We start from the raw sequence: 4,861 nt of genomic DNA, 5'->3' as shown, positions 1-4,861 counted from the left end.
ATCCTGCGTGACGGCGGTGTCGAGGCGATGCAGGAGATCCGCCGCATCCGCGACGCCTACCCCGAAACCAAGCGCCACAAGGCCACCGACGTCCCGGGCATCGCCTCCAACGACATCGGCATCATCAACAGCGCGCCGCCGCCGAGCCGGACCCTCGTCGTCCTCCTCAAGCGGCTGCTGGACCAGACCACCGGCCGGCACCGGTTCGGCCTCGGCGCCGTGCCGGCCGACGAGGCCCACTGGTGGCACACGTCGCTGTTCGGCACGGTGCTCGTGACGGATGCGAACCAGGAAGGCGTCCGCGTCCGCTCCTACGACCGGGCCAGGGCCCTCGACCTGGCCAAACGCGGCATCCGGGTGATCCAGCGCCTGCGGCGGGACGGCGCGGCGGTCCAGGAGCAGTACAAGCGCGCCATGCCGGAGCTGACCTCGCGCGAGAACTGGACCCGCCTCTACGGGCTCTGATCCTCGCGCTCATCTGAGCGGTGACCGAGAACTCCGAAGATTCCCCTGGACGCCAGACTGCGCCACCGGCCGGGGCTGCCATAGGGTTTCGGTCATGAAGGTCGGCCTGCTCACCCGGGAATACCCGCCGGAGGTCTACGGCGGCGCCGGAGTTCACGTGGAGTTCCTCGCCCGGGAGTTGCGGCCGCTGGTCGACCTCGACGTGCACTGCTGGGGCGCGGACCGCCCCGACGCCACCGGGCACACCGATCCCCACGGCTACCGGCAGCCCGCGTTCACGACCATGGACATCGCCGTGTCCATGGCGAACGCCCTCGAGGGCCACGACCTCGCGCACAGCCACACGTGGTACGCGAACCTGGCCGGGCACCTGGCGAAGATGACGCACGGCATCCCGCACGTCGTCACCGCGCACTCGCTGGAGCCGCTGCGGCCGTGGAAGGCCGAGCAGCTCGGCGGCGGCTACCGCGTATCGTCGTGGATCGAACGCGAGGCCTACGAAGCCGCGGACGCGATCGTCGCGGTCAGCGGCGGCATGCGCCGCGACGTCCTCGCCGCCTACCCCGCGGTGCCACCCGAGCGGGTGCACGTGATCCACAACGGTATCGACACCGGGCTCTACCGGCCCGACCCGAGCACCGAAGCGCTGGTGAAGCACGGCATCGACCCCGACCGGCCCTACGTGCTGTTCGTCGGGCGGATCACCCGCCAGAAGGGCGTCCCGCACCTGGTGCGCGCGGGTGCGTCGCTCGACCCCGGCGTCCAGCTGGTGCTCTGCGCGGGCGGCGCGGACACCCCCGAGCTCGACGCGGAGTTCCGCGGGCTGGTCGCCGACCTCGAGAAGACCCGCACCGGCGTCCGGTGGATCCCGGAGATGCTGCCCCGCAACGAGGTCGTGCAGCTGCTCACCCACGCCGCGGTGTTCGCGTGCCCGTCGGTCTACGAACCGCTGGGCATCGTGAACCTGGAGGCGATGGCGTGCGGCACGCCGGTGGTGGCCAGCGACGTCGGCGGCATCCCCGAGGTCGTCGACGCCGGCCGCACCGGGCTGCTCGTGCACTACGACGAGCAGGACGCGGCCGGGTTCGAGGCGGGCCTGGCCGCCGCGCTCAACGAGGTGGTGGGCTCCCCGGACCGGGCCGCCGACATGGGCAGTGCCGGCCGCGAGCGCGCGGTCGGCGAGTTCGGCTGGAAGGCGATCGCCGAGCGGACGGTCGCCCTCTACGAAGCGTGCGGGAGGTCGTCGTGAATCTTGGAGCCGACGTGCTGGGGATCGTGCTCGCGGGCGGCGAGGGCAAACGGCTGATGCCGCTGACCGCCGACCGCGCGAAACCGGCCGTGCCCTTCGGCGGCGTGCACCGCCTGGTCGACTTCGTGCTGTCGAACCTGGTGCACGGCGGGTTCCGGCGGCTGTGCGTGCTGACGCAGTACAAGTCGCACTCGCTCGACCGGCACATCTCGACGACGTGGCGGCTGTCGTCGCTGACCGGCGAGTACGTGACGCCGGTGCCGGCGCAGCAGCGGCTGGGCCCGCGCTGGTACCAGGGCAGCGCCGACGCCATCCACCAGAGCCTCAACCTGGTCTACGACGAGGACCCCGAGTACATCGCGGTGTTCGGCGCGGACAACATCTACCGGATGGACCCGCGGCAGATGCTGGAGTCCCACATCGCCTCGGGGGCCGGGGTGACCGTGGCCGGGATCCGGGTGCCGCGGGCGGAGGCGAGCTCGTTCGGCGTCATCCGGACCACCGACGGGCTGATGATCGACGCGTTCATGGAGAAGCCCGACGACCCGCCGGGCCTGCCGGACTCCCCCGAGGAGTCGTACGTGTCGATGGGCAACTACATCTTCACGACGAAGGTGATGCTGGAGGCGCTGCACGCGGACGCGGAGAACGCGGCGTCGCACCACGACATGGGCCGCGACATCATCCCGGCGCTGGTGAAGTCCGGCGAGGCGGCGGTGTACGACTTCAACGGCAACGTGGTGCCCGGCGAGACCGAACGCGACCACGGCTACTGGCGCGACGTCGGGACCATCGACAGCTACTACGAGGCGCACACCGACCTGATCTCCACGCACCCGATCTTCAACCTCTACAACCGCAAGTGGCCGATCCTGGCCCACCCGGGCCAGCGCGCGGCGGCGAAGTTCGTCGAGGGCGGCTCGGCGAACCAGTCGATCGTCAGCAACGGCTGCATCATCTCCGGCGCGCAGGTGGTGGATTCGGTGCTGTCGCCGGACGTGCTGGTGGAGCACGGCGCGGTCGTGCAGGGGTCGGTGCTGCTCGACGGCGCCCGCGTGGGCCGCGGCGCGGTGGTGCGGCGGGCGATCCTGGACAAGAACGTCGTGGTGCCGCCGGGGGCGCACATCGGGGTCGACCTGGCCCGCGACCGCGGGCACTACCACGTGAGCGAGGGCGGGATCGTCGTGCTGGGCAAGGGAGAACGCGCGATCTGAAGCGGCGCGGCGGCCGTCAGGAACGGGCGGCCGCCGAGAGGCGCTCGACCACCTGGCGCGGGTCGATGCCCCAGCGTTCGGCCAGCTCCGAGATCGTGGCGCCGGCCGCGTGCTCGGCGGCGATCATGCTGTTCACCACGCTGGCCACGTTCCGCTCCTCGACCGCCGACGCCCGTGCCGACGACATGCTACATGTCCACTGCGGACGTCGAGCAAAGTGCCGCAGGTCGGCGGGGAACTCGGCCGCGCCCGGTTCCCCCGGACGCTTTTCACCGTGCTGTTTTGTCCGGGTCCCCCGGCGGATTGTTCGTATTGGTCCGCGCGCGCGTGGCGCTGAACACGGCGTCGAAGATCGGTGTCGGTTCCCCGTCATCGCGCTTCGGCCGCTCGTCCCCCGGACTGCGCTTTTCCTCTCCCACGCGCCCAGTTTCTGCGACGACGGCCGATTTCGCTCGGGCAGCACCGAAAATCGCCCGGCCGGGGGATCACCCGCGTGGCGCTTGTTTTTCGCCGATTTCGCCCGGTGGCGCGGATTCGCTTTTCCGGCGACCCGGGAATATCCCGGCGTACCCCGGGATTGCACCGGGCATGAAAGCAGTCGTCTACCGCCGCCACGGCGGACCCGAGGTGCTGTCGCTGTCGGAGCGGGCCGTCGCGGACCCCGGGCCCGGTGAGGTCCGCGTCCGGATCGTCGTGTCCGCGGTCAACCCCACCGACTGGAAGGCCCGGCTCGGCCGCGGCGCCGAGGCCGGGACCGAAACGCCCGACACCGTGCCCAACCAGGACGGCGCGGGCGTCGTCGACGCGGTGGGCCCGGACGTCACCGGCTTCTCCCCCGGCGACCGCGTGTGGCTGATCCTCGCCGGCACCCACGGGCCCGCGGCCGGCACCGCGCAGGAGTACACGATCCTGCCCGCGGCGCAGCTGGTGCCGTTGCCGGACGACGCCGGGTTCGACGAAGGCGCCGGGTTCGGTGTCCCCGGTCTCACCGCGCACCGGGCGCTGACGGTCGCCGAGGACGGGCCCGCCCGGCTCGCCCCCGGCGCCCTCGACGGCCGGACGGTCCTGGTCAGCGGCGGCGCCGGCGCGGTCGGCAACGCCACGATCCAGCTCGGCCGCTGGGCCGGCGCCACGGTGATCGCCACGGTCAGCAGCGACGAGAAGGCCGCCCTCGCCCGCGCGGCCGGCGCCGAGCACGTGCTCCGCTACCCCGATCCCGAGCTGGCCGCCCGGATCCGCGAGGTCGCGCCGGACGGTGTCGACCTCGTCGTCGAGGTCGCGGCCGGGGTCAACGCGCAGCTGCACACCGAGGTCCTGCGCCCGCGCGGCACGGTCGCGGTCTACGGCAACGACCGCGGCGGCGCGACGCTCAGCCTGGACTTCGGGGCGAACCTGTGGCTCAACACGCGCTACCAGTTCCTGGTGCTCTACACGGTCGGCGCGGACAAGCTGCGCGCCGGCGCCGAAGACGTCACGGCGGCCATGGCCGACGGCGCCCTGCTGCTCGGCGAGGACCGCGGCGTGCCGGTGCACCGCTTCCCGCTGGAGGAAACCGCGAAGGCGCACACCGCGTCCGAAGAAGGCGTGACCGGGAAGGTGCTGATCGACGTCACCCCGGCGGGGTGACCAGCGCCTGAAGCAACTCGGGAAGGGTGACGCCGTCGTCGTCGCGGTGCTCGCGCCAGCGTCCGAACAGCTCGCGCACGGCGTCGAGCAGCGCCGGTGACAGCCCGGCGGCGGCGCAGGCTTCCGCGATCTCGGCCATCTCGCCCTCCCACCGCCACGCCCGCGCCGCGGCCGAGGCGATCCCGCCGGGAGCGCCGAGCGGCGTGGCCGGCAGGACAGCGGCGACCGGCCCGCCGGACAGGTCCAGCTTCGCCGGGACCAGCGCGGGTTCGGTGAGCGCGGTGGCGGCGTCGAACAACGCCAGCCC

At 72.5% G+C, this 4,861-nt stretch carries 5 protein-coding genes and 1 pseudogene; 4 read left to right on the top strand and 2 right to left on the bottom strand.

What is annotated here, in order from left to right; translation table 11 throughout:
• From ACWEVP_RS50235 to glgC, 3 genes and pseudogenes are all read left to right on the top strand, one after another.
• Positions 1-465: pseudogene (locus ACWEVP_RS50235) on the top strand (glycosyltransferase); the annotation flags it as partial.
• Between the two features lie 94 nt (positions 466-559).
• On the top strand, positions 560-1,714 hold the full coding sequence (gene glgA, locus ACWEVP_RS50230) for a glycogen synthase (protein WP_452069711.1): 1,155 nt from the start codon (positions 560-562) through the stop codon (positions 1,712-1,714).
• A complete protein-coding gene (gene glgC, locus ACWEVP_RS50225) occupies positions 1,711-2,928 on the top strand; it encodes a glucose-1-phosphate adenylyltransferase (RefSeq protein ID WP_452069710.1) in 1,218 nt (405 codons plus the stop codon). Before glgA ends, glgC begins: the two co-directional genes overlap by 4 nt.
• A 16-nt stretch (positions 2,929-2,944) precedes the next feature.
• Here the strand turns inward: glgC and ACWEVP_RS50220 are convergent, their stop codons facing one another.
• Positions 2,945-3,076, bottom strand: coding sequence for a hypothetical protein (locus ACWEVP_RS50220; protein ID WP_452069709.1), 132 nt, complete (start codon positions 3,074-3,076; stop codon positions 2,945-2,947).
• A 440-nt stretch (positions 3,077-3,516) separates the two neighbouring features.
• On the opposite strand from ACWEVP_RS50220, the gene ACWEVP_RS50215 reads away from it, so the two are divergent.
• Complete coding sequence (locus tag ACWEVP_RS50215; RefSeq protein ID WP_452069708.1) at positions 3,517-4,554, top strand: NADPH:quinone reductase; 1,038 nt, start codon at positions 3,517-3,519, stop codon at positions 4,552-4,554.
• Here the strand turns inward: ACWEVP_RS50215 and ACWEVP_RS50210 are convergent.
• A partial coding sequence (locus ACWEVP_RS50210) for a DUF1932 domain-containing protein (RefSeq protein WP_452069707.1) occupies positions 4,538-4,861 on the bottom strand: 324 nt, incomplete at its 5' end. The genes ACWEVP_RS50215 and ACWEVP_RS50210 overlap by 17 nt on opposite strands.

This window comes from Amycolatopsis sp. NPDC003865 (genome assembly GCF_053605345.1).
The sequence above is the reverse complement of the archived record's forward strand: the minus strand, read 5'-3'. Positions and strand labels throughout refer to the sequence as shown.

What these genes read in the sequence shown, in the direction of transcription:
- glgA (WP_452069711.1), top strand. Translation starts at nt 560, where the DNA reads ATGAAGGTCGGCCTGCTCACCCGGGAATACCCGCCGGAGGTCTACGGC.
- ACWEVP_RS50215 (WP_452069708.1), top strand. Translation starts at nt 3,517, where the DNA reads ATGAAAGCAGTCGTCTACCGCCGCCACGGCGGACCCGAGGTGCTGTCG.